We start from the raw sequence: 18762 nt of genomic DNA, 5'->3' as shown, positions 1-18762 counted from the left end.
TTATACTGAATTTTTCCATCTCATGACAAACTCTATTTCACCAGTATTTTCATCTACTTGCTCTGCAGAAGCTGTAAAACCTTCTTTTAAATAGAATCGTAGGGCACGATCATTCTTTTTATAAACACATAAAGATAATTCATTATGCTTACCTTTTGAATAATCAAGCAATAATTTTCCAATTCCTTTTGATTGAAAATCACTTGAAACAAATATTCCTGCTATAAAACTTTTCATTAAACCAATAAATGCTTGTATCTCACCATTCTGTTCATATACATAAATTGATGCTTTTGGCATCATTTCCTTAACTGACTCAAAATTATTTTGCCAATATTCGCTGTCAATAAAATTATGTGCCAAAATATTTGTGCTAAGCCATAAATGCATTACTCTATCAATATCCGTTGTTCTAAAATCTCTAATCATAGTTAGTCTCCTTATTATACAAATTATTATTCATAATACTTAGTTTTAAGTTGGAATTAATAATGAACTTAAAATTGGAATTTGTCATTTGATTTTCTTTAGTGAAGATGAAATATCTTTATATATCAATGTTTGCATACTATCACCATATATAGTCACATCTACTTTCAATAAAGCTTCTCGTATACATTCAACTAAATCTGATTTGTATTTTGCAATACTTGGCAATGACTTAATACATTGTCTTGCTGTAATTGGCTTTTCATCTAAAATATGTTTTAAATAATCATCTATAATTTCGTCAACTTTGTTTTCCGTATCCCATTTAGCATTAACAGATATTAAGACAATGCCTCTGGTTCGTATATATGAATTGCTATTTTCAATCATTTCAGCAAACCTATCAAAAAACTTATAAACAGCATTAGATTTTTCACTTTCACTTTCTAATATCTGTAATGCTTGGTATGCAGCTTTATTATCTTTAGAGTATAATCTTTCAATCAATTCTGAGACACTCTCCACAATTTCACCTTCTTAGACAAATATTCAAATTTGCAAATTACTATTTATAGGACTCATCCTTAAATTGGAATTTATCTCTTTCTCTTTTTTACTTTTGGAGTAGGAAGTTCTTCATACATCTTCGTTAATCATTTGATATAGGAACTCTTTATTATCAACATCATCAACCAAAAGCATTGGTTTTCCACCATCATAAGGCAACTCCTCAATTGCCTCTAACATCAACTGTCTACTCGCCTTGGTTATCTTAACCAAAAGGCGGTTATCATATATTCCCCGAAAAATCTTTCCTCGAAAATATAAAATATATTCTCCCATCATTTTTCTAGAAGAAACATTGTCTAGTGTATCTAATTTCCCAATAATAAAATCTAAATATTCTCGACTAGAAGCCATATTCTATCCTCTCTCCAAATTACTATTTCTATTAAGATTCTTATATACTAAATCAGCGTTTAACACCATAATAGCACCATTTAATACAAAAATGCATCAAAAGTATAAATCTATCCATCATCCTATCCAAAAAGCTTCCTCTCAAGCTCCTTAAAATCATACTGCCTATACTTTTCCCTATGTTCAGTATTTCTGGACTCCCATATGCTCTTATACCTCTTAACATCATTGGCAGTCTTTAAGCCCTTCTTACTCCAGCTCTGCAGTATTCTATCAACGTAGTTTATATTCCTGACATTGTACTTTAAAGCTTCCTCTACTGCCAGAATAATCACATCACAATCTATAACACCGCTCCACATGCGGATTTTCTCCCTAACAGCTTCTCCTACAGGGTATATATTTTCCTCAAAAAATGCCAGCACAGTACTGTAGGTGTCAAAAGGTACAGGTTCATCTGCACTCTTATTACTCCTTACTTCTTACTTATTATTTATTATTTATTATTTTTTGCTTATTACTTCCTTACTTATAGGCTCCTTGTAAGCCCCTCCCAAGGGGCTTGTAAGGGGCTCTTTTTAGATATTTGCTAACATAAGAAATAAAACAGATTAAATCTTTTTAAAAATACTCTTTAATTACACATTATGCAATATTTGTTTTTCAGACACGCCCCGATTAAAGTTTGGTCAGCATTGTATAAGGAATCGAAAAGATATATATGAAACAGGAAAATATGATGTAAGATATAATAGTCACGGTAATAATGATTTTAGATGTACCTTTGCGTGTGCAGGCTAAGGTGAGTCAGCTCTCAAGTTAGCAGGTGAAGGAGGATCAAATTTAAATTCATTTTTATACTATGCATATCCATGCTAAGTATATCTTCTGTTTCTATTGGATGTTTAAAGCTTTTTTAGTAGGTCAGAAGATATATTTTTTTGTCTCTTTTTTATATCATTTGCTTTCAGGTAATACCACTCATACAGTTGTTTTATCATATCTGATATTTGTGTCATAAGATAATTGTTATTCATAGCCTGTTCGTTTCAACTACATGCATGGAGGATATCCCCTTGCTAGTTCTTCTGACGTTTAAATTATTTATTCTCTATCTTCCAGCGTTTTCTTAAAATTATAGAAATTTTTTTAATTATTATATTATATTTTTATAATTGAAATTAATTGTAAACATTTACAGTTTATATACATTATTGTAAAAACATGAATTTTTTGTTATAATTATGATGAAAAACAAATGAAGATGTAAAAAAGCAAAATACAGGAGGACGTAAATGAGTAAATTAACAAATTGTAAAGCATGTGGTAAAGAAATAGAAAAGGGAAGTGTATGCTCTAATTGTGGCAAAGATCATAGAATTTTTTTCGCAAGGCATAAGATATTGACAGGGCTAGCAGTATTAATTATAGCAATCATTGGTTTTGTTACAAATGCTTATGTAGCAGGACAGGCAACTGCGGTGGCTATATTTATTATAGCAATCATTGGTCATAGTCTTGATAAGTCAAGACTCAAGAAATTTAGAGGGTCAGATAAACTTGCTTCAACTACTAATTCAGATAGTAAATAAAGAGTTAAAAAAGGCACTTGATATATATAAAGATGATTTGAAAGAAATTGAGAAATATGAAGGTGAGTTTTTAAAAGAAGGACTATGGGAAGCAATGTAGATTGAAAATAAAATTAATATTAAGAAATATGGAATAGGAATTATATAAATTTATGTTAAATAAAGCGTAAGCATTTTTTATATTAATATAACTACGTAATATTAGCAATATAGCGAGAAAATGAAATGAATCAGCTGAAATTTAAGTAGACTGGTTCATTTTTTGTAGTAGATAACATATGAAGGCAGTATTAGGAGATGCAATAGGAGGTCTTAACGTAAGCGTCAAAGAATTGACGCATAGCAATAAAAATTATTTAATGCTAAAATAAAACCTGTAGTAGAGAAAATCTTACTATTAACAGGGTTTAAAAATTTAATACTTAATTTATAGGAAAATCATTCTATTTATTCTTTTCAATCCTCACAAAAGCCGAAAGGTTGCTTGACCAAGGCATAATCTATCCTAATAACTCCGCATCTATAATTTCTGAATTAGCAATTCTATTAAATAAATAGACAAGATATTTTTCTATTATAAGTCCATTAGCTTTTGAAGATTCAATTATACTATAAATAACTGCACTAGCATTTTCACCTTAAAATATAATGTGATAAAAAGTAAATTGAAATTTATTAACAGTACTTACACAGAATGATTTAATCATAGGGAAATCAATAGCTTAAACATTAAACTATTATATAAAAGGTTGTTGCTATGGGAATTACCATAAATTAATCATATAGTTGAAGTACCTATTTGCAGTATATTTTAGACAGGGATGTATTTTGGAAAATAACAATAATTTCTTTAATAATATTTCTGTTAATAAATATGGAATTTTGGTCTTCCTCCACGTTGATATGCGTCATTTAATGCGTTGATTACTAATTCTTTTGTTAATCTTCTTAATTTCTCATCTTCAGGTTTAAGATGTCCACTGCCAGGAAAAGGTGTATCAGGTGATTCTCTATACTTATTTACACATACATGCATTGTTTTTGGTCTTACTCTTAATTCTGTTGCTATCTTATTTAATGATTCTTCAGATTTCTCTAATCTTTTTATTACTTCAATTTTAAATTCTGCACTATATTGTTTTTTTCATAAACCTACCATTCTTTTAACTTTTAATATAACACGAGTTCCTCGTGTCTATCAAAGTGGGTAAAGGTCAGTAAATTATTCACTTTTTAATTGTTACGTTAAATTTTAAAACAATGAACTTATTATTGACAATATAATTATTAAAAGAATAAATATTATAGATACTATTTTCCCTGATTTGGCTAAGTAATCATTCTTGTATTTATGTCCAATAAGTATTGATGCACAAAATAGAGCCAAAGAAATTATTCCTATTGGAAAAGATACTCCAAGTCCATTTAAAATATGCTCTCCTATATATTTTCCATTAATAAAAGTGAATGAGAACATGATAGAGAATATAGCAATTATTAGTGATAAACTTCCTATTCCCCACTTTTTAGAATTAGTCATTTCCACCATAATTATCCTCCTGCAAATTTATTAATATATCATAAAAAATTACTATTTTGTATTAAATTATATTAATTATATTATACACTGTACTATTCAATTTTCAACGATTCATAATTTGGTTCACAGCTACCAATGAAAATTATCTTTTTATATAAGGCATAATCATCATGGCAAATAAAATTAGATTATAGCCACTGTGTGCAAGTATACAGCTCAAAATTGAATCTGTTTTAATAAAAAGAATCCCGAGTATAATTCCGCAAATAAAAGCGGAAATTGTCTGAACCATGTTAAAATGAAGAACTGCAAATAAAACTGCTGATATTAATAATGCTATTTCCATAAGAATCTTTTAATCCACCTAATACAAATCCTCTCATAAGTATTTCTTCAATAACAGGTGCAATAATACACACTTGCAGCAAACTCGTAATTGGCGTTTTTAATAACGATTGTATTGTATTTTGATATGCCTGCTCACTGGCAGGATAAAGGCTTTCAAATATTTGGTCAAAGCACTTATCTAAAAGAAAATAAAATAACACAGAACAACCAACTGCTAAGAAAATATTTATAATTGTTACATTCTTAAAAATTCTAACTTTATATCCTGTTCTATTACAAAGTAGAATTATAAATGTAATAACACATGCTATAATAAAAACAATATTTAAACAATTTGAATACTTTATTGTAATTTTTCGCCATATAGCAATATCAAAAAAAGTATATATAAGCATAACTATGAAGTATATGGCCACCCATAAAAATGCTGTGGTTATTTTTAATCCTATTTTATTCATACATTCATTTTCCCGTCAAATTACTAACTTATAATGCTTAACTTGAAATTGGAATTTGTTCAGATATCAAAATCTTCAGATTTGAAATTACTATAATAGCGTCCTTTCTTTGCCGTAAATTTTAACACACAATAATCAGGGTCAGTTGCACCTTGTTTATAGTAAATTGTATCACCATCCTGCCATAATCTTTCCTTTGCTTCTAGTGTTTCAAGGACTTCTACTATTCCAACAAGGCTTACTCCTCGAAAAAATCGCTTATTAACAAAGTATACACTTGCTTTAGGATTTTTCCGAAAATATCTGACTTTATTTGATGATGTGTTTGTTGAAAACCAAAATGTTTTAATTCCTTCACGCTCTCGCGGGGATAACATTGCCTTACTAATAGGGAATCCCCCATTATCTATATAACTAATAATTGTCACATTACTTTTATCAATCAAATTACCGATTGTTTTCTCTGGATTTTTCATTGTTAAAAATACCTCCTGCTTATATTTTCTTTTATTTTAACAGGAACATATTCGGTTGTACATTACACACTTTTTTGTATGCATAGATTCAAATTAATCCCTTTTCTTTCAAAAAAGCTTCTTTGCCATCTTCTTTCATAAGCTCAATTCCGATTTTTTGCATAGTAACTACAACATCTAACATTCGTTTTCCCTTTTCAGTCAACGAATACTCTACTTTCAATGGATAGCCACTAAATTGCTTCTTCTGAACCATACCAAAATCCTGTAATTCACTCAAATGTTGAAGTAACATTTTTTGTCCAATTCCTTTTATATCTTCTTGTAAATATGCTAAAGAAGAAGCTCCTTTTCCGAGTTGCCATAATATAATCGGTTTCCATTTTCCACGAATAATATCATGGGTTAATTCTAAAGGACAAGTATATTCATTTCTTAATTTCATTATCATCCATCCTAACTGCAAATTACTGTTTATAGTATTTAATCTTAAATTGAAATTTTTATATCAAAATATGGGAAAATAAAGTTTTTTTACAACTAATTTTTCCAATGTTGTTTTTCCAGAGCCAGATGAACCAAAAATAATAATTCATCTTGCCATTTCTTTTAACCTCCTTGTAAGCCACTTTTCAGATATGGAATAGATTCGTATTTACTTGCTGTATATATTTATATTATATCTATAAATATGTGGGAGACACAAACTTTAAAAATAAAACCCTATATATTTGATATTTAGTTCCATACGCTAGTGGATTTTAAATTTGAAATGTAGTATTATTAGTAAGTTGTACATATTAAATAGAAACAGCAGGGAGATAGAGATGGTTACATTAATATACAAATTTGATGAATACATTCTTTCGTATATAGCAAATAATATGCATAATCAGATTTTAGACAAGGTTATGATTGCATTTACTTCACTTGGTAATAAGGGGCTTATATGGATTGCAATTTCCATAGTACTTATAGCAAGTAAGAAATATAGAAAAGTTGGAATTATGGTTTTAACAGCTATTATAATAGGATCAATACTTGGTGAAGGATTGATAAAACATATAGTTAAACGTACAAGGCCTTTTTATTTTGACCCAACTATAAAGCTTTTAGTTGCAAAGCCAGCTTCCTATTCATTTCCATCAGGACATACTACGGCATCTTTTGCAGCAGCAAGCATATTATCCAGGTATTTCAAAAAATATGCACCAGTAATTTTTACTGTAGCAATTTTAATAGCTTTTTCAAGAATATATTTATATGTGCATTATCCTACAGATGTGCTTGCTGGAATAGTATTAGGACTTGTATCTAGCAAAATAACAATATATTTATTTAAAAGAATTAAATCATATTTATTAAAAAAGCTTAAGTCTAGCATATAGGCTTGAGCTTTTTTTTATAGTTTTTAATAAACTCAAAACTGATTTTTAAACCATATGCTCTTTTAATGGAGCAGCAGCATTTGAATCTAGTTTTTTACAGATTTTTTCATAAACCAATAAACCATTTAAAAGAAGTAGTGCGCTAGTAATGAAAAATACATATTTCATACCAAAATATGAGGCTATTTGTCCACCAAGTAAAGAACCGGAAAAGGTACCTAAATAAAATGCGCTCATGTTAAAACCAAACATTCTTCCAGTAAGGGCTTCTGGTGTTATTTTCTTTACCAGTGTATTAATTGATGGTGCTAGTCCTGCTGTTACAAAACCCAATGAAAATCTTAATATGATAAGCTGCCAAGAATTTTTTACAAAAGCTTGAGGTATAAATATTAAACCAGCTATAATAAGAGACGCAAGCATAACCTTTTGAGGTCCAATTTTATCTGACAGTTTTCCAAGCCTTGGAGCTGCAATAATGCTAGCAAGGCCAGAAGCAGAAAATGCCATTCCAGAAATTAAGGCAATATGGGCTGAGCTGCGAGATAATTGAGATATATATACTGTTATTATGGGTTCTATAGAATAAAAGGCAAGCTGTAAAATAAAAGAAGTAGCAAATAAAACAATAGTTAAGTGACAATCAGGAAGTTGTTTCCAAACTTCTTTTGTACTGAGTACTTTTTTATTGGATTTTATAAAGTTTTCTTTTACAAATATTAAAGTTAGAATAAAAACAATTAGCATAAGGATGCCAGTAAAGAAAAAAGTAAATTGCAGTCCCAAAATTTCATCAAGATATCCTCCAATAAGTGGCCCAAGTAGTGAACCAGAAATAGAAGCTGTGGACAGCACACCTAATGCCCAACCAGAATGTTCTTTTTCGGTTTGAGTTGCAATTAATGTCATACAAGCTGTACTGTAACCTGCTACAACTCCTTGGAGCATTCTTAAACCAATAAGTTGATATATATTTTGTGCAAGTCCCATAGTTGAAATTACAATAGACATTCCAATACTTGCACGTAAGAGCATTGGTTTTCTACCAATTTTATCAGCTGCATATCCCCAAATTGGTGAAAATATTGCTAAAACTACAAAAGTAACTCCAAAGGCAACTCCAGATATTTGTTCAATAGTAGAGATGTCATGAATACCAAGTTGTTTGATGTAAAGGGGCATTATTGGGGCTATTTGGCTTAGTCCCAAGGCAGTTACAAATGCTCCTAACCAACATACAATTAGGTTTCTTTTCCAAATTTTCAATGATGTCAAGCCTTCTTTCAAAATTACCAACGTTAGTTATATGATATATCATACTGCTCAATTTTGAAAGAATAAATTTGAATTACATTTAAATAAATTAACAGTTTTATTTGATAGATCATAAGTTAATATAGCTGTAACTTTTTGCAGTAATATGTAGAGCAAAATATATGTATTTGAAAGGGGATTAAAAATGAGTAATGCTTCTGTTCGTACTAGCTATCAGCTGAGGAAAGTATCTAGAGATCAGTTAAAGGGTAACTGGGGTAAGTGTGTTTTGGTGTGCCTTGTGTATTCACTAATTATTATTGGTATAAATTTTATACCACATGCAGGTATCATTATTTCTTTTTTGATTGTTGGACCACTTACACTTGGTGTTGTAGGATGCTTTATAAAACTTGTAAAATCCGAGAAGTTTCAAGTGGAGGATTTGTTCGATGGGTTTAAAAATCTAGGTTCTGCAATAATACTATATATTATTATGAGCATATTTATTTTTTTATGGTCACTGCTGCTTATTATACCGGGATTAATAGCATCATTGAGGTACTCTATGGCTATGTATGTTCTTAGTGAAAACCCAGATATTCCTGTACTTGAGGCACTTGATGAAAGCAAGAAAATGATGTATGGACACAAATGGGAGTTATTTTGCTTATTGATCAGCTTTTTAGGATGGATAATACTTTCAGTTGTTACTTTTGGCATAGGGTTTATTTTTGTATGTCCTTATATGCAAGCGGCTACTGCAAACTTCTATCAGGATGTAAAGCTTGTACCAATATTGAATAACCAAGAATAGTAAATTATTTAATTTATTGACCAGGACTAGTACTTATGCTAGTCCTGATCAGCTATTATTTACTATTTTCTTTTTCAATGGTGTTATAAGACTTATAAAAATCATTACCATTATTAACATCATCAATTAACTGTGATAGACCTTTTTGGCCTACAATAGATAACCATCTATGTACTTCATGCTTTGCCAAAGTGTAATTTAACACTCTTGTATCTAAATCAGCTGCATAAAATTGGGTATATGAATTTAAAGTTTTCATATCAGGTATTTTTGTACCATTTTGAGTTTCCTTTATCCATTGTCCCTCAGAGTATTTAGGTCTATTATCTACTTGCATTGCCATTCCCTCATCAAACCACACAGGTATTTTTGTACTTTTACTTTTATGAATCCTGTAGGCTAACTCGCTGTGAGTGAGTTCGTGAGAAATTACATTAGTATTTAATCCCTCTGGTCCCAGAACTATGTAGCTACCTAGTATAGTTTTTTGTGTAGCTCCTGTTTTATTTTCAACACCAAATTTTTTTAAGGCTGTTGAATCTTTGCTAATTATAAAGACAGGTTTAGCATTGAAACTTCCATATAAATTGGCCACAATGTTTTTAGATTTGGAAATGGTACTCAATATATTATTTATATCTTTATCAGAAGTATTTGGCTGTACATAAATGTTTTGGGATACCTCTTTAAAATTTGACAAGCTTACTGTATAGCAATTTAATGCATGAACAGTTGATTTATCTGATGCTATAAAAAATAAAGCAAAAATCACCATAAATACTATGGAACTTTTAATAATATTTTTTTTCATAAAATTCCTCCAAAGTGATATATTTGCAAATCATGTTATAAACAGAGTTCTTAGTATCAGATGGAGGTTTAACTCCACCTGATGCTTATTAACAGGATTCTTAGTGCTTCAGCACTTAGAAGGCGTTATCCTTTAGGAAAAATCGTTATCCAGGGACGTATCCGCTCTTTACTCCCACTTGGAAAAGAGGGAAAGTATTAGAGCGGGTAGTCATCGGATAAATATATGACTTGCATTTTGTACTGTCAATAACAAGATTTGGTTCAATTATAACTTTAATTGCAACCACAAAAGTTATAATTGTGTAAATATAATGTAAAAATATTTTGTATAAGTAGTTGAGTTTTCTCTCAAAATATATATTAATGATATATCTAATCAGGAGGTATATAATGAAAAATTCAAAAATAATTAAAGTAAGGAAAGATCATGAGGGTAAGATTACAGATGTATTACTTGAAAATGGTGAGGTGCTTCCTTTAAATCATGCTATAATGATGGCAAGGGAGCACATAATTGAAGGAGTTGGCGTATTTAAAGGTAAAGATGGAGGAGAATATTTAGTAGCTGACCCTGATGTTATGGATGTTGAAAATTTAAAGGATTTACCAAGATTTTAACTTGATTATGGTTTAAGTCTAGTTGCTAAGATTTCTATATTCTATAAATAAGATAAAAAAACATTAAAATCAATGCACTCTTCTTTTATCAAAAAAAGAAGAGTGCATAAGAACTTTTGTTTATTCAATTTGCCATGGATTTTCTTTGCCTTCCATGAATAAAACACAACTTAAAATAGAATGTTCTACCATATCACTTACAGCTTGATCTGTATAAAAAGCTGTGTGAGGTGTTACAATTACATTTGGAAAAGATTTTAAAATTGCCATTTCCCTTTTATCTAGTATCTCACATTTTAAATCGTTATAGCAAAGTCCGAATTCATTTTCAATAACGTCTATAGCTGCACCACCAATTTTTTTATTTTCAATGGCATCTATAAGATCTTCAGTATTGATAAGTGAGCCTCGGGCTATATTGATAATAAATGTACCATCTTTCATAAGTGCTATGGAATCCTTATTTATCATGTGATAATTGTCATCTGTTGCAGGTGCATGCATTGTAATAATGTCACTGTTTTTAAAGAGATCTTCTAGTGTAACATATGTAACATACTTCTTTATTTCTTCATTCTCATATAAATCATAAGCTAATATTTTGCAGCCAAATCCACTTAAGCGACTTATAACTGCACGGCCAATTCTTCCTGTACCAATAACACCTACAGTTAAATTGTGAAGCTCTTTACCTTGAACACCTTTTAAAGAATAATCCTGTACATTACTTCGTTCTATAATAGCTTTCGTTTTTCTTATAGCCATAAGAATCATCATAATTGTATAATCGGCTACACTATTTGGTGAATAGTTTACATTGCCTATATGGACACCTAGCTCTTTTGCCTTTTTTATGTCTATATGGTCATATCCTATTGTTCTTGTAGATATAAATTTTACTCCAATTTCATGAAATTTTTCTACTAATTTATCTGAAATTTTAGTTGTGATAATGCTGATGCAGTCAAATCCCTTGGCCAAGTCTGCATTTTCCATAGTTGGTGGATCATCACACAATACAACCTCCACGTCGTATTTTTTACTGAATTTTTTGAAATATTCAGTTTCATCTTGTCTATGACTATATGCCAAAACTTTCATTGTATTCTAGCTCCCCCTTTTTATGAATAATATTTACTATATATAATTTTATAGTAACATTATATATAATTCAATATTACCTTTATATTTACTATATTTGATTGATATTCAATTTGTTTAGAGATATGATAATTGTAATGATATTAAGTTATTAGCTTGGAGGGATGAATATGATAAAAGAACTAGTTTTAAAAAATAGATCCTGTAGAAGATTCTATCAGAATGAAAAAATAACTGTGGAAACTTTAAAATATTTGGTGAACCTTGCCAGATTATCAGCATCAGGTTCAAATTTGCAGCCACTAAAATATGTTATATCAAATACAGAAGATAATAATGAAAAAATATTTAAGACTTTGGGTTGGGCAGGATATTTAAAGGACTGGGATGGACCTGAAGAAGGTGAAAAACCAAGTGGTTATGTTGTTATACTTAATGACACATCTATTAGTAAAAGCCCATCATTTGATCCTGGAATAGCAGCTCAAACTATTTTACTAGGAGCTGTAGAAAAAGGATTTGGCGGATGTATGCTGGGAAATGTGAATAAAAAAGAATTAAAATCAAATCTTAATTTGGATGAAAAATATGAAATTATATTGGTAGTAGCTCTTGGAAAGCCAAAGGAACAAGTGGTTATAGAAGCTATGGATTCAAATAATGATGTGAAGTACTGGAGAGACGAGAATAAAGTCCATCATGTACCAAAAAGAAGTTTAGAAGATATAATTTTAGACATTTAGATATTTCTAGGTTGAAAGTTCACTTATACAATATCATATAATGACAAATTTCATCACTATAAAAACTTTTAATAAGTCTAAAGCTTGGTATTTTGAAAACCTAAAGGAACTTAGATCAACTCGTACCTCAAACATATCTAAGTTCCTAAGGTTTTCTAAAATACCAAGCTAAGACTTATTTAAAAAAGTTTTTAAATGTGATTTCAATTTTGTCATTATATTTCATGTATAAGTTCAAATTTCAAGCTAGAATACCACGTACAGTGTTGCTCTTAAAACTCAATTTATACTCCGGATATCTTTTACAACCTTCAGTTCATTAAATATTTTGATAAGTCTAAGTAAAAAATTCTAAAAAAGCTAAGAACTTTTGAAAACTCGTACCTCAGACAATTCAAAAGTTCTAAGTTTTTACGAATTTTTTTCTAAGACTTATATACAAAATATTTAAAAAAATTTCATTATTGTAAATATATTCCTGCATATAAGTTGAGTTTTAAGTTAGAAAATATGCAGTAAAGTATATATCTTCATATATATTTATTTTTAAAAGTAACATCGTACGAAACTTTTTAGTTCAAATTTGCTAGTATACGTGAAATTTTTATTTACAATGTTAAAAATGGAATATAGGATAAAAAACGATGAAAGTTAGTATAAATTATGTATGCAAAAATTGGCATAAAAACTGAAGGTAGCAAATTTGCTATTTTTATTTTAGTTATGTTGAGCATATTTAGGGCAAGTCCAATAATGAGAAGACTTCCTATTCCAGTCATATCAGCAATAACTGAGCTCGTCAGAACACTTTTTAAAAACACTGCTCCAAGGGTTATAGCACCCTGATATACAAGTACACTTACGGATGAAATCATTACACCAATACCTAAAGAAGAAGAAAAAATAATTGCGGAAACTCCATCTATTACTGATTTTGCAAAAAGTGTTTTGTAATTTCCGTCAAGACCTGCTTCTAGAGATCCGACTATTGCCATGGCTCCAACACAAAATAAAAGGCTTGATGTTACGAACCCTTCTGATATCTTTCCACCTTTAGTTTTAAATTTACTTTCTATTAAGTTTCCTAGACTTGTTATATGTTTGTCTATATCTATTAGTTCTCCTAAAATTGTACCTATTACTATGGATATTATTAGAGTAAGTACGTTATTTGTCTTTAAAGAACCTGAAATTCCAATGTATAGAACACATAAAGCAAGTCCACTAAAAACACTTTCTTTAACTTTTTTTGGTATACCATTTTTTAAAAATATTCCGATTATACTTCCTATTATTATGGAAATAAAGTTTACTATAACTGCTATCATGTTTATCAAACCACCTATTTTTCTTATCTACATAGGGATATTATATACTTTTATAATAGGCATTGTAAACAAAATCTTATAACCATATTTTCATAAAGTGCATTTTAGATGCCCAATCTTTTACGTAAGTTATGTTTAATGCATTAAAAGTATGCTGAGATATGAGTGGGTGGCCGTTACGGAAAGAAGTAATGATGGCAGAATGGGCTATTGTACCTTTACTATTTCGATAAAATATCAGGTCGCCTATCTCAAGAGAAGAAATAGAAGGCACTTCTCTTCCTTTTATGCCGTAGGAATTTTTTTCAGCGTTAATTTTTAAATACCAGTAAAGAGAACCTGCTACAGTCCAGGAAACTGACCATTTATTAGTTCTAATGTTATACCACCAGGTGTTTTTACCTGAAAAGACCATAGGCGCTCCTCCTGAATGCAAGCACTGTGAAGTGAAATTTGTGCAGTCACCGCCGATAGTTTGGTATATGGAAAAGTATTTATAGTTTGGATTGGGGGTGAGAGCGTACTTTACTGCATAATTTACAGCTGAAATTCTAGAGTAGGATGAAATATCTCTATAACTCATGATTTCTCCTATAAAATTAATTACAATATATTTTATGTATAAATCTTATGCAAGTGCGTAAAATAACAAATCTAATTTTTACTTTACAATTCTATAGGATATAATAATTATAGAGTTGTAAAGGATAAAAAGGAGAGGTGATAGGCCAACATGAACATTTCATTTTTAGGAGGAGCTAGAGAAGTAGGTGGAAGTTGTATCCTTTTGAACATATATAATAAAAATATACTTCTTGATTGCGGCATAAGACAGAGTTCCTCTAAAGATACCCTGCCTGATTTTAAATCAATTCAAGATCAGGGAGGAGTAGATGTTATAATTGTAAGTCATGCCCATATGGATCACATAGGTTCTCTGCCTATAATAAGTAAGGAATATCCAGGGGCTAGAATATATACAACTAGAATGACAAAGGATTTAATGAAAGTACTTTTGTATGATAGTTTGAAAATAATGAAGAATAGAGAAGGAGAAATTCCACTTTATGCTGAAGGAGACGTTATAAGCATGTTAAACCGGGTGTTTCCTATAAATTACATGGTGGAATTTTCTATATTTGAAAATATAAAACTCACTTTTTATACAGCAGGTCATATAGCAGGAGCCGCTTGTATTTATATTACGACTCCAGAGGGATCATTATTTTATTCTGGGGATTTCTCAATATTTTCACAAAAAACTGTGGAAGGGTTGAAAGTTCCAAAACTAAGACCAGATGCAGCAATCTTTGAATCCACTTATGGAGATAGACTTCATTCAAATAGAGAAGTGGAAGAGGAAAAACTTATTGATACAATAAATGACTGCATAGAGAAAAAAGGAAAAATGCTTATTCCTGCTTTTGCTCTTGGAAGGGCTCAGGAAGTGCTTCTTATTATAAAAAAAGCAGTAAATAAAAATATATTAAAAGATACTAAAGTTTATGTGGATGGTATGATAAAGGATATAAACAGGACCTACAAATTAAATCCACTGTACCTTAAAAATTCTTTAGGAAAAAAGATACTCAGAGGAATTGAACCTTTTTATGATGACAATATAATTGCAGTAGATAATAATAAACTTAGAGAAGAGGTACTAAAAGATGACGAGCCTTGTGTAATAGTGTCAAGTTCAGGAATGCTTACAGGAGGATACAGTCAATATTATGCAGAAAAAATAGCCCCTATGGAAAATGGGTACATAGTTATAACGGGATATCAGGATGAGGAATCCCCTGGAAGAAAGCTATTAAATCTTTTGGATGAGGAAAAGGACAAAAAACTTTATATAAATGAAAAAACTGTTCCTGTAAATTGCAAGGTAGAAAAAGTAGGACTTTCTGCCCACAGTGACAAATATGAAATAAAATCTCTTATAGATTTTTTAACACCTAAAAATATATTTCTAGTTCATGGAAATGAAGAGGTAGTGGAAAATTTATCAAAAGAGCTTTCCAAAGATGTAAGAGGAAGAGTATATGCACCTAGGTGTAGTGAAGTTTATGAAATAAATATAAAAAACCCAAGAAAACAGTGGAAAAAAAATATTGATAAAGTTATGAACTCTTGTGAAGAAATGGATGAAAATAATGTGAAAAGGTTATGGGAGTTTGTGCGTTATAATTACGGTGAAAGACTTTTTACATTAGAAGAACTTATATTTATATGGAAGGGAAATAACAAGGGCAAAAATGCTTTAGAAGATTTTCAAAGAATTATAGTAGAATGTCCTTATTTCGAAAGTGACACAAGGAGATTGTTTTTATTTAAAATCAATTCTGAGGATAAGGTCTCTCAGAGTTTAAAAAATAATGAGATTAAATTAAATGAATTAAAAGAAGCTGCAGACAAATATTTTAATAAATTTAATACAAAGAAAATTAGTTTTATATGTGATCAGAAAAAGGTGATTTTAAATTTTGATTTTCCAGGTGTAGTGGATAAGAGTATATACGGGAAAATAAAAAAATTTGAGGAAGAGGTTAAGTGGAAGGTAGAAATAAATAATTCTGTAAATATAAATGCAGTTTCCGAAGTCGTAAGGATAAATTTACAGAATATATCTATTAAAAAAATATCTTATAGATTAGGAGAAAACCAGGTTGTAGTTATGTTGAATTCTAAATGTAATGTGGAAAAAGAAAAATTAGCTGAAATTGAGAACATTACAGGACTTCAAGTATTAATACAATCTCCAGGAATAGATCTAAAAGATAGTATGCTTATTAAAGCTGAAGATGAGTGCGAAATGATGGAACAAAATAAAGCTTTAAATATAATAGATGAAACTTTTGAAAGAGAACAGTTTAGGCCTTACAAAAAAAGTATAAAGTCAAATTCTAAAGGAAGATACATAGAACTTACATTTATAAGTCCTATAATTGGTAAGAAATATGAAAAAAACATAGAGGAATTAGTTCATCTTACAGGGTGGAATATGAAAGTATCAAATAGTGCAAATCAGAATGAAATATTGCAAATTGCATCTATACTTTGTAAAAGTAAAGGTATAGATTTGAAAAAAAATCCGTCTTTTAATAGCAGTAATTTAAGTGTGGAGTTAAAATTAGAAGATGATAATGTAGAAAATATGGAGGATGTAAAGAAAGAATTTGAGTATAAAACTGGATGCATGTTAAAATGGTAGAGATCAGACCCCACAAGGGGCTTGTTTTTTTAACACTATTTACAATAAAAGTATGATGTATTATAATTTAAATAACCCCTATAGGGGGATAAGGAGATGTTTATATGGAAAAACACAATCATCCAAATAATAAAGCAGTTGTAAATAGATTATCCAGGATAATTGGACATCTGGAGGCTGTAAAGCGTATGGTAGAAGAAGGAAGAGACTGTAGTGAAGTTATTATTCAAATATCTGCAGTAAGATCTGCACTTAATAATACAGGAAAAGTAATATTGAAAGATCATATCAATCATTGTGTGAAGGATGCAGTTGAAAAAAATGATACAGAGGTCTTAGATAATTTGAATAATGCCATTGATAAATTTTGGGAATAATTTTTAAATTGGGAGTGTTATAAATGAGGAATACCAAATTATATCCAATATTTCAAGCTTTTTTTTCTGCACTACTTTTTGGAGCCAGTGCACCTATTTCAAAGATCCTTCTTGGACGAATAGATCCAGTTCTTTTGGCTGCTCTCTTGTATATTGGAAGTGGTGTAGGACTTTTAATATTTCAGATATTAGAAAAAATTTTATACAAAAAAGATATAGAGGAAGCAGGATTAACTAAAAGAGACTTTCCATGGCTTTTAGGGGCTGTTATTTTTGGGGGGATTTTAGGGCCTATAATTCAAATGATAAGCTTAAAAGTAACGCCAGCATCTACTGCATCACTTCTTTTGAATTTTGAAGGTGTAGCTACCACAATTATTGCAGCACTATTTTTTAAAGAGAACATCGGCAAGAGAATTGGTGCGGCTATAATATGTATACTCTCTGCTAGTGTAATTTTATCCTGGAATTTTACTGGCCAGTGGGGAATATCTTTAGGGGCTTTGGGAATAATATTGGCCTGCGTATGTTGGGGGATAGATAATAATTTTACAAGAAACATATCTGCTAAAAATCCTTATACTATAGTTATGGTTAAAGGATTGGGAGCAGGAACATTTTCACTAATTTTGTCAATTATTTTAGGAAATCATTTGCCGGACTTTAAAATAATTTTTATGGCATTGCTGCTTGGATTTTTAAGCTATGGATTTAGTACAGTTTTGTTTGTGTTTGCAATGAGAAATTTAGGCAGTGCTAGAACTAGTGCTTTTTTCAGTGCAGCACCTTTTATAAGTACTATATTGTCTTTTATTTTACTAGGAGAAGTTCCAGGTGTTACTTTTGCACTTGCACTTCCTCTTATGATTGCAGGAACGGTTCTTATTATAAGGGAAAATCACAGCCATATGCACGTTCATTTGTATATGGCCCATGAACACAGGCATTGTCATACAGATGGACATCACAATCATCATCATCCTGGTATACCTGATAGCGTGTATCATACGCACTATCACGTTCATGAGAGAATGGAACATTGTCATCCACATACTCCAGACTTGCATCATAGACATGCTCACTAAAAAATAGAGTTTCTAGATTGAAAGTTAACTTATACAGGCCATGTAATGACAAATTTCAACACCATAAAAACTTTTGACAAGTCTAAAGCTCAGCATTTAGAAAATCTAAGAACCTTAGCTAAACTCGTACCTCAAACATATCTAAGCTCCTAAGATTTTCTAAAATGCCTCGCTAAGACTTATGGAAAAGTTTTTAAAGGTGCTTTCAATTTTGTCATTACATTTTATGTATAAGTTTAAATTTCAATTGAAAACTTACAGGC

20 protein-coding genes and 3 pseudogenes are annotated in these 18762 nt (G+C 30.2%); 9 read left to right on the top strand and 14 right to left on the bottom strand.

What is annotated here, in order from left to right; translation table 11 throughout:
- The 4 genes and pseudogenes from CLAU_RS05535 to CLAU_RS05520 form a co-directional block, all read right to left on the bottom strand.
- Complete coding sequence (locus CLAU_RS05535; protein WP_013239863.1) at positions 1 to 429, bottom strand: N-acetyltransferase; 429 nt, start codon at positions 427 to 429, stop codon at positions 1 to 3.
- Between the two features lie 84 nt (positions 430 to 513).
- Complete coding sequence (locus tag CLAU_RS05530) at positions 514 to 954, bottom strand: hypothetical protein (protein WP_013239862.1); 441 nt, start codon at positions 952 to 954, stop codon at positions 514 to 516.
- 71 nt (positions 955 to 1025) lie between these two features.
- Positions 1026 to 1350: pseudogene (locus CLAU_RS05525) on the bottom strand (TfoX/Sxy family protein).
- Positions 1351 to 1472: 122 nt separating this feature from the next.
- Positions 1473 to 1775 carry a DnaD domain-containing protein gene (locus CLAU_RS05520; protein WP_081442083.1) on the bottom strand — a complete coding sequence of 101 codons (303 nt, stop codon included), beginning with the start codon at positions 1773 to 1775 and terminating at the stop codon, positions 1473 to 1475.
- An 870-nt stretch (positions 1776 to 2645) separates the two neighbouring features.
- Here CLAU_RS05520 and CLAU_RS05515 point away from each other — a divergent pair.
- Together CLAU_RS05515 and CLAU_RS21310 are read left to right on the top strand one after the other, a co-directional pair.
- The gene (locus tag CLAU_RS05515; protein ID WP_013239859.1) at positions 2646 to 2942 is read left to right on the top strand and encodes a hypothetical protein; all 297 of its coding nucleotides are present in this window, start codon (positions 2646 to 2648) and stop codon (positions 2940 to 2942) included.
- On the top strand, positions 2911 to 3042 hold the full coding sequence (locus CLAU_RS21310) for a hypothetical protein (protein ID WP_023162160.1): 132 nt from the start codon (positions 2911 to 2913) through the stop codon (positions 3040 to 3042). The genes CLAU_RS05515 and CLAU_RS21310 overlap by 32 nt, the downstream gene beginning before the upstream one ends.
- A gap of 765 nt (positions 3043 to 3807) precedes the next feature.
- Here CLAU_RS21310 and CLAU_RS21460 read toward each other — a convergent pair.
- From CLAU_RS21460 to CLAU_RS05490, 5 genes and pseudogenes are all read right to left on the bottom strand, one after another.
- Positions 3808 to 4074, bottom strand: a pseudogene (locus CLAU_RS21460) (transposase); the annotation flags it as partial.
- Positions 4075 to 4194: 120 nt separating this feature from the next.
- Positions 4195 to 4491 (bottom strand): hypothetical protein, encoded by a 297-nt coding sequence (locus CLAU_RS05505; protein WP_013239858.1) that lies wholly within the window; start codon positions 4489 to 4491, stop codon positions 4195 to 4197.
- A 133-nt stretch (positions 4492 to 4624) separates the two neighbouring features.
- Positions 4625 to 4865, bottom strand: a pseudogene (locus CLAU_RS21455) (lysostaphin resistance A-like protein).
- Positions 4866 to 5347: 482 nt separating this feature from the next.
- Positions 5348 to 5764 carry a pyridoxamine 5'-phosphate oxidase family protein gene (locus CLAU_RS05495; protein WP_013239856.1) on the bottom strand — a complete coding sequence of 139 codons (417 nt, stop codon included), beginning with the start codon at positions 5762 to 5764 and terminating at the stop codon, positions 5348 to 5350.
- An 88-nt stretch (positions 5765 to 5852) separates the two neighbouring features.
- Positions 5853 to 6209 carry a winged helix-turn-helix transcriptional regulator gene (locus CLAU_RS05490; RefSeq protein ID WP_013239855.1) on the bottom strand — a complete coding sequence of 119 codons (357 nt, stop codon included), beginning with the start codon at positions 6207 to 6209 and terminating at the stop codon, positions 5853 to 5855.
- Between the two features lie 382 nt (positions 6210 to 6591).
- Here CLAU_RS05490 and CLAU_RS05485 point away from each other — a divergent pair, with 382 nt between their 5' ends.
- Positions 6592 to 7152: a phosphatase PAP2 family protein gene (locus CLAU_RS05485; RefSeq protein ID WP_013239854.1), complete on the top strand. Its 561-nt coding sequence runs from the start codon at positions 6592 to 6594 to the stop codon at positions 7150 to 7152.
- Positions 7153 to 7197: 45 nt separating this feature from the next.
- Here CLAU_RS05485 and CLAU_RS05480 read toward each other — a convergent pair whose 3' ends face one another.
- On the bottom strand, positions 7198 to 8418 hold the full coding sequence (locus tag CLAU_RS05480; protein WP_023162158.1) for a multidrug efflux MFS transporter: 1221 nt from the start codon (positions 8416 to 8418) through the stop codon (positions 7198 to 7200).
- A 193-nt stretch (positions 8419 to 8611) separates the two neighbouring features.
- On the opposite strand from CLAU_RS05480, the gene CLAU_RS05475 reads away from it, so the two are divergent.
- Positions 8612 to 9223, top strand: coding sequence for a DUF975 family protein (locus CLAU_RS05475; RefSeq protein ID WP_013239852.1), 612 nt, complete (start codon positions 8612 to 8614; stop codon positions 9221 to 9223).
- A 55-nt stretch (positions 9224 to 9278) separates the two neighbouring features.
- Here CLAU_RS05475 and CLAU_RS05470 read toward each other — a convergent pair whose 3' ends face one another.
- Positions 9279 to 10034: a hypothetical protein gene (locus CLAU_RS05470; RefSeq protein ID WP_013239851.1), complete on the bottom strand. Its 756-nt coding sequence runs from the start codon at positions 10032 to 10034 to the stop codon at positions 9279 to 9281.
- 392 nt (positions 10035 to 10426) lie between these two features.
- Here CLAU_RS05470 and CLAU_RS05465 point away from each other — a divergent pair, with 392 nt between their 5' ends.
- Positions 10427 to 10654, top strand: a complete 228-nt coding sequence (locus tag CLAU_RS05465; RefSeq protein WP_013239850.1) for a DUF3892 domain-containing protein — start codon at positions 10427 to 10429, stop codon at positions 10652 to 10654.
- Between the two features lie 120 nt (positions 10655 to 10774).
- Here CLAU_RS05465 and CLAU_RS05460 read toward each other — a convergent pair whose 3' ends face one another.
- Complete coding sequence (locus CLAU_RS05460) at positions 10775 to 11755, bottom strand: D-isomer specific 2-hydroxyacid dehydrogenase family protein (RefSeq protein ID WP_013239849.1); 981 nt, start codon at positions 11753 to 11755, stop codon at positions 10775 to 10777.
- 170 nt (positions 11756 to 11925) lie between these two features.
- On the opposite strand from CLAU_RS05460, the gene CLAU_RS05455 reads away from it, so the two are divergent.
- The gene (locus tag CLAU_RS05455) at positions 11926 to 12498 is read left to right on the top strand and encodes a nitroreductase family protein (protein WP_013239848.1); all 573 of its coding nucleotides are present in this window, start codon (positions 11926 to 11928) and stop codon (positions 12496 to 12498) included.
- A gap of 608 nt (positions 12499 to 13106) precedes the next feature.
- On the opposite strand, the gene CLAU_RS05450 is transcribed toward CLAU_RS05455, so the two are convergent.
- Both CLAU_RS05450 and CLAU_RS05445 read right to left on the bottom strand, forming a co-directional pair.
- Positions 13107 to 13826, bottom strand: a complete 720-nt coding sequence (locus CLAU_RS05450; RefSeq protein WP_013239847.1) for a DUF554 domain-containing protein — start codon at positions 13824 to 13826, stop codon at positions 13107 to 13109.
- 76 nt (positions 13827 to 13902) lie between these two features.
- Positions 13903 to 14409 carry an amidase domain-containing protein gene (locus tag CLAU_RS05445; protein ID WP_013239846.1) on the bottom strand — a complete coding sequence of 169 codons (507 nt, stop codon included), beginning with the start codon at positions 14407 to 14409 and terminating at the stop codon, positions 13903 to 13905.
- A gap of 150 nt (positions 14410 to 14559) precedes the next feature.
- Here CLAU_RS05445 and CLAU_RS05440 point away from each other — a divergent pair, with 150 nt between their 5' ends.
- The 3 genes from CLAU_RS05440 to CLAU_RS05430 all read left to right on the top strand — a co-directional run bounded on the left by CLAU_RS05440 (position 14560) and on the right by CLAU_RS05430 (position 18499).
- Positions 14560 to 17037 carry an MBL fold metallo-hydrolase gene (locus CLAU_RS05440; RefSeq protein WP_013239845.1) on the top strand — a complete coding sequence of 826 codons (2478 nt, stop codon included), beginning with the start codon at positions 14560 to 14562 and terminating at the stop codon, positions 17035 to 17037.
- Positions 17038 to 17141: 104 nt separating this feature from the next.
- Positions 17142 to 17414, top strand: coding sequence for a metal-sensing transcriptional repressor (locus CLAU_RS05435; RefSeq protein ID WP_013239844.1), 273 nt, complete (start codon positions 17142 to 17144; stop codon positions 17412 to 17414).
- 23 nt (positions 17415 to 17437) lie between these two features.
- Positions 17438 to 18499: a DMT family transporter gene (locus tag CLAU_RS05430; protein ID WP_013239843.1), complete on the top strand. Its 1062-nt coding sequence runs from the start codon at positions 17438 to 17440 to the stop codon at positions 18497 to 18499.
- The last annotated feature ends 263 nt before the right edge of the window (positions 18500 to 18762 follow it).

Source organism: Clostridium autoethanogenum DSM 10061, from assembly GCF_001484725.1.
GTDB lineage: Bacteria > Bacillota > Clostridia > Clostridiales > Clostridiaceae > Clostridium_B > Clostridium_B ljungdahlii.
Note: the sequence above shows the minus strand (reverse complement) of the source record. Positions and strands in the feature narration are given on the sequence as shown.

What these genes read in the sequence shown, in the direction of transcription:
- CLAU_RS05460 (WP_013239849.1), bottom strand. Translation starts at nt 11,755, where the DNA reads ATGAAAGTTTTGGCATATAGTCATAGACAAGATGAAACTGAATATTTC.
- CLAU_RS05485 (WP_013239854.1), top strand. Translation starts at nt 6,592, where the DNA reads ATGGTTACATTAATATACAAATTTGATGAATACATTCTTTCGTATATA.
- CLAU_RS05440 (WP_013239845.1), top strand. Translation starts at nt 14,560, where the DNA reads ATGAACATTTCATTTTTAGGAGGAGCTAGAGAAGTAGGTGGAAGTTGT.
- CLAU_RS05450 (WP_013239847.1), bottom strand. Translation starts at nt 13,826, where the DNA reads ATGATAGCAGTTATAGTAAACTTTATTTCCATAATAATAGGAAGTATA.
- CLAU_RS05445 (WP_013239846.1), bottom strand. Translation starts at nt 14,409, where the DNA reads ATGAGTTATAGAGATATTTCATCCTACTCTAGAATTTCAGCTGTAAAT.
- CLAU_RS05475 (WP_013239852.1), top strand. Translation starts at nt 8,612, where the DNA reads ATGAGTAATGCTTCTGTTCGTACTAGCTATCAGCTGAGGAAAGTATCT.
- CLAU_RS05495 (WP_013239856.1), bottom strand. Translation starts at nt 5,764, where the DNA reads ATGAAAAATCCAGAGAAAACAATCGGTAATTTGATTGATAAAAGTAAT.
- CLAU_RS05455 (WP_013239848.1), top strand. Translation starts at nt 11,926, where the DNA reads ATGATAAAAGAACTAGTTTTAAAAAATAGATCCTGTAGAAGATTCTAT.
- CLAU_RS05535 (WP_013239863.1), bottom strand. Translation starts at nt 429, where the DNA reads ATGATTAGAGATTTTAGAACAACGGATATTGATAGAGTAATGCATTTA.
- CLAU_RS05505 (WP_013239858.1), bottom strand. Translation starts at nt 4,491, where the DNA reads ATGGTGGAAATGACTAATTCTAAAAAGTGGGGAATAGGAAGTTTATCA.
- CLAU_RS05515 (WP_013239859.1), top strand. Translation starts at nt 2,646, where the DNA reads ATGAGTAAATTAACAAATTGTAAAGCATGTGGTAAAGAAATAGAAAAG.
- CLAU_RS05465 (WP_013239850.1), top strand. Translation starts at nt 10,427, where the DNA reads ATGAAAAATTCAAAAATAATTAAAGTAAGGAAAGATCATGAGGGTAAG.
- CLAU_RS05430 (WP_013239843.1), top strand. Translation starts at nt 17,438, where the DNA reads ATGAGGAATACCAAATTATATCCAATATTTCAAGCTTTTTTTTCTGCA.
- CLAU_RS05470 (WP_013239851.1), bottom strand. Translation starts at nt 10,034, where the DNA reads ATGAAAAAAAATATTATTAAAAGTTCCATAGTATTTATGGTGATTTTT.
- CLAU_RS05435 (WP_013239844.1), top strand. Translation starts at nt 17,142, where the DNA reads ATGGAAAAACACAATCATCCAAATAATAAAGCAGTTGTAAATAGATTA.
- CLAU_RS05490 (WP_013239855.1), bottom strand. Translation starts at nt 6,209, where the DNA reads ATGAAATTAAGAAATGAATATACTTGTCCTTTAGAATTAACCCATGAT.